This window comes from Pedobacter sp. 01T416_2, from assembly GCF_056398925.1.
On sequence record NZ_JBFTQI010000530.1, the window covers coordinates 1 to 4214 of the forward strand.

A 4214-nucleotide genomic window follows, 5' to 3' on the forward strand; every position below is an offset into this window, starting at 1 on the left:
TACCCAATACACCCAAGACAGCAAACCAAACAAACATTACGGGCCCGAAAAGCTTTCCAACCAAATTGGTTCCAAACTGCTGGATAATAAACAGAACCGTTAAAATGCTTAATACAATGGGGATAACCGGCACATCGAACTTACTGGTTAAACCTTCAATTGCTGAGGTAACCGTAATACTTGGTGTAATAATTCCATCGGCGAGTAATGCGCAACCTCCTACCACAGCCGGAACCACCAGCCACTTCGCCTTTTTCCGAACCAAAGAAAATAAAGAGAAAATACCACCCTCACCTTTATTGTCGGCCCTTAAGGTAATAATAACATATTTAATGGTCGTTTGTAGTGTTAGCGTCCAAATGATACAGGATAGTACACCAAGAACATTTGTGGGATTTATATCCTGTTTACCGCCTAAAATGGTTGTAAAAATTGCATTTAGGGTATATAATGGAGATGTACCAATGTCACCGAACACAATTCCTAAACTTATTAGAACCCCGCCGGCGGTTAACGCGTTGACATTTTTATGATTTGACACTTCGTTGATTATTTTAGTGCGGCAAAAGTAAACTAACTATAACAATTTAACAACCAAATTATTGTGTATTTTTAACACTATGAAATTTAAATTTTATTGTTAAATTGTGTTAAATTATGGGTTTTAAACAAAATGTTTAATTTCTTTGTTTTAAATTAATACATTTGCTATACCAATTTGATGAAACTCTACGCTAAGATAACGTTCCTCACAAAACTTGCATGCACATTGTGCATTGTCTTACTGTGCGGCGTAAATTCTTGGGCACAACAAGCTGATAGTATTCGCATTAGCTTAAAAAACAGAACAAAAAAAGTAAGCAGAATTCCTGAAATCAAAGCCAACATTACGCCTTACAAACCACTTTATATGACAGTTGGCGGCTCTGGAATGTTCAATACTTACTCCACAACTCCAAAAAATACAACGGTTATAGCAAAAGATAAATTGTTAACCATCGTAAAAATATATCCAAATCCTGTAGAAGATCAGTTAAATATTATCTTATCTATCGGAAAAGATGGCACACAGACTACGATCAAAATCATCGATTTATTGGGAAATGAAGTGGCAACACTTTCAAATGAACGCCTAAATGCTGGTGARCAGACCAAAAGCTTCGTCATTCCAAACAGGATTAATCCTGGCATTTACTTTTTGAGGGTTATTGCCGGTTCCGAAAGCCAGGTAAAACGGATCTCGGTTTTATAACACCATTTTCTTTTCTATTTTTGATTGATGTGGATTTAATTCCCGTCTATTTTATCATATTTCATATTCTTAAGAATGAAAATCATCGCCATTGGCCGAAACTATGCCGAACATGCAAAAGAACTGAACAATCCGGTTCCAACTATACCCGTAATTTTTCTGAAACCTGATACAGCTGTTTTAAAAGACAATAAACCTTTTTACCTGCCTGATTTTTCTGATGATGTACATTACGAATTAGAAGTGGTATTAAAAATCTGTAAAGAAGGAAAACACATCGCAGAAAAATTCGCCGCGACTTATTATGATGAAGTGGGATTAGGCATCGATTTTACCGCCCGAGATATCCAGAGCAAACACAAAGAAAAAGGATTGCCTTGGGAACTTGCCAAAGCTTTTGATAACTCGGCACCCATCAGTATCTTCTATCCTAAAAGTGATTTTGAGGATCTTTACAACTTAAATTTTGAGTTGAAGGTAAATGGAGAAAGCCGCCAGGTAGGCCATACTAAAGATTTGTTATTCTCGTTCGAGAAGATAATCAGCTTTGTTTCTCAATACATTACTTTAAAAAAAGGCGATTTAATTTTTACCGGAACACCACAGGGCGTCGGAAAAATAAATAAGGGCGATAAATTGGAAGCCTGGTTAGAAGGAAAGCAACTTTTAAATTTTGATGTAAAGTAACGAATGATTAAAAACCCGATCCAGCATAAGTTAAAATTTTTGGTTTCGATCTGCCTTTTATTTGCTTCAACTTTTGTTCAGGCGCAACAGATTTATAGTACGAATAAATACCCTATTACCGATTTCAGACAACCTTTGGATATTAGTCCTCCTGCCCTTGCAGGTTCTTTTGGTGAAATCCGCGGCAATCACTTTCATTCTGGAATTGATTTCAGGACCAACCAACGCGAAGGTTACCCTGTTTATGCCGTTGCAGATGGGTATATTTCGAGGTTAAGGGTTCAGAACAGTGGTTTCGGACAGGCATTGTACATTAATCACCCTAATGGTTTCACTACTGTATATGGCCACCTTCAACGGTTTGCTCCCAAAATTGCAACCATTGTTAAAAACCTTGAATACGAGAAAAAATCATTTGAGATTGATGAGTTTCCCGATGCCACATTAATTCCGGTACATAAAGGCGAGATTATTGCCTGGTCTGGTAACCGTGGAAGTTCGGGCGGTCCGCATCTGCATTTCGAAATCAGAGATACCAGAACAGAAGAGACCATAAATCCTCAGTTTTTCGGGATCATCATACCCGATAACATTCCACCTGTTCTTCATGGTTTGTATGTATACCGTTTAAATGGCAAAACCTTTAACGAAAATACACCTAAACAAGCCATCGGCATTAGTGGAGCAAATGGCAATTATAAAACCACTGCCCCCATCAGTTTAACTGGTGAGGTTGGCTTCGGCATCGTGGTAACCGATCGGCATAATGGTTTATCAGGCACCAACGGGGTATATTCGATCCAACTGGAGCTTGATGGGAAGAAAATATATACTTCTGCCCTTGAACGCTTTGCGTTTGAAGACAGTAAGGCCATCAACTCGCACATCGATTACCCAACTTATTTAAATACCAAAAGAAGTATTCAGAAAAGTTTTGTTGAACCTGGTAACCCTTTAAAAATTTATAGCGGTTTGGTAAACAGTGGTAGGATTAATTTCAATGATGGTGCTTCACACCAACTGCGCTACATCGTAACCGATTCGAAAGGGAACTCTTCTGTCCTCCCTTTTACCGTAAATGCAGGCTCAGCACCTATTGCAGCGCCGGTTATTCCCGCCGGAATAATTTATCCGTATAATAAGGTGAATGAATTTAATACCGATGATATTAAAGTAGTTTTCCCACTCGGAACATTGTACAGCGATTTAAATTTCACTTATAAAAAACTGCCTAAACCGACGGGAAATGCCTGGTCGGCCGTACATCRGATTCATAATAAATACACGCCACTGCATATCGGTTTCGACATCTCGATCAAGGCTGATAACCTTCCGGAAAACTTAAGAAGCAAAGCCCTAATTGTAAATAACAACGGTACATCTCAGGGCGGGTTTTTCGAAAATGGCTATGTTAAGGCTACTCCAAAAAACTTCGGCAGTTTTTATATCGCTATTGATACCCTTGCACCAAGGATCGTACCTGTAAATATTGCTGAAGGAAAAAACATGGCCGGTTTATCTAAAATATTTTTCAGAATCAGTGATAATTTATCAGGTATAAAAAGTTTTAATGGTTATATCGATGGCAAATGGGCTTTAATGGAATTTGACACTAAAACAGCTACACTTTGGCATAGTTTTGACGAAAGAACAACTTCCGGAAAGCATATATTGGAATTAGTTGTAGTGGATATGAAAGAAAACACCAGAAAATACACAGTAACATTCTTTAAATAGGATCAGGATTTTCAAGATTTAAGGGTTTTATGATCGAGTTGCATCAAAACCATAATTAAAACTAAGAAATGTCATCTTTTAACATAAATTGAACAGTATAATAAGTTAAAACGTTTAAATTGCGTGTAATCTTAAGCATTCAATCAATATAACATTCTAAATTCAATCATTATAAATATGGCAGCGTTAAAAGAAGGTGATCAGGCACCGGCAATTACATCAAAAGATCAAAACGGCATTGAAGTTTCTTTAAGCGATTATCAAGGCAAAACGGTTGTTCTGTATTTTTACCCCAAAGATGATACACCAGGCTGTACTGCCGAAGCTTGCGATTTCAGGGATAATTATCAGGGCTTACAAGCAAAAGGCATTGTGGTTTTAGGTGTTAGCGTTGATGATGAAAAATCGCACCAAAAGTTTGTTACCAAGCATAATTTACCATTTACCCTGCTTGCAGATACCGACCAGAAATTTGTAAACGACTATGGTGTTTGGGCAGAAAAAAATATGTACGGCAAAAAATACATGGGTACAGTAC

At 37.5% G+C, this 4214-nt stretch carries 5 protein-coding genes; 4 read left to right on the forward strand and 1 reads right to left on the reverse strand.

Annotation, left to right across the window (positions count from 1 at the left end; all coding sequences use genetic code 11):
• Positions 1-541: KUP/HAK/KT family potassium transporter (locus tag AC1DPQ_RS19625; protein ID WP_477610615.1), on the reverse strand; the 541-nt coding region annotated here is incomplete at its 3' end.
• A gap of 228 nt (positions 542-769) precedes the next feature.
• Between AC1DPQ_RS19625 and AC1DPQ_RS19630 the strand changes: the two genes are divergently transcribed.
• The 4 genes from AC1DPQ_RS19630 to AC1DPQ_RS19645 all read left to right on the forward strand — a co-directional run.
• The gene (locus tag AC1DPQ_RS19630) at positions 770-1252 is read left to right on the forward strand and encodes a T9SS type A sorting domain-containing protein (protein WP_477579636.1); all 483 of its coding nucleotides are present in this window, start codon (positions 770-772) and stop codon (positions 1250-1252) included.
• 75 nt (positions 1253-1327) lie between these two features.
• Positions 1328-1939 (forward strand): fumarylacetoacetate hydrolase family protein, encoded by a 612-nt coding sequence (locus tag AC1DPQ_RS19635; RefSeq protein ID WP_477579637.1) that lies wholly within the window; start codon positions 1328-1330, stop codon positions 1937-1939.
• Positions 1940-1942: 3 nt separating this feature from the next.
• Complete coding sequence (locus AC1DPQ_RS19640; protein WP_477610616.1) at positions 1943-3676, forward strand: M23 family metallopeptidase; 1734 nt, start codon at positions 1943-1945, stop codon at positions 3674-3676.
• Positions 3677-3853: 177 nt separating this feature from the next.
• Positions 3854-4214, forward strand: a 361-nt coding sequence (locus AC1DPQ_RS19645; RefSeq protein ID WP_477610617.1) for a peroxiredoxin, incomplete at its 3' end; no start/stop codon positions are given.